Consider the following 542-nt stretch of genomic DNA (forward strand, 5'->3'; position numbering starts at 1 on the left):
GCGTTTTCGGCAGCCAAATCTTCGGGCACGGGTTCTGGGATGTTTCCTGCACGGCGGGCCTGCTGGGTCCATTGACGAGCTGTGTGCCATGAAACCCCCAGCTTTGGGGCTACTGCCTGGCACGCGGATTGCATCGACATGTTTTCCGCCAAGATGCGGTCTTTCACGAGACGGACCACACGGTCCTTGGCATCCTGGTCAAATTTCCTTGGCATGTTCCAGATCTTCCCATCTACTCAAACGGAACAAAACCTGGGACACTTCACCCAGATTGTCTTAAGTGATGGCCACTGATATTCAGATAACTTTTTACGTTGGTGATACAAGGAGTTATTTCGCGGGCTACGCTTTACTCACAACGCACGATAATTGCAGTAAATCGTCGAGAGTGTCTGATGGTTTGTGTGTGGGTTCCGAGCGTGTCAAGTATTTTGTGTGTGGGGCTTTCGGTCTGAGTGTTTATAGGTAGTTCGTAAAGCGTTCGGGATAGGCCACGGCCATTTGGTTGATGGCTTGTTTCCAGTTGGTGACTTTCCTGCCTT

At 50.9% G+C, this 542-nt stretch carries 1 protein-coding gene; it reads right to left on the reverse strand.

Features of this window, described 5'->3' with window-relative positions:
- On the reverse strand, nt 1-215 hold a 215-nt coding region (locus ACG98I_RS13840; protein WP_394721116.1), incomplete at its 3' end, for a transposase.
- Nucleotides 216-542: the final 327 nt, after the last annotated feature.

Source organism: Corynebacterium sp. L4757 (assembly GCF_043673995.1).
In the GTDB taxonomy this organism is placed as follows: domain Bacteria; phylum Actinomycetota; class Actinomycetes; order Mycobacteriales; family Mycobacteriaceae; genus Corynebacterium.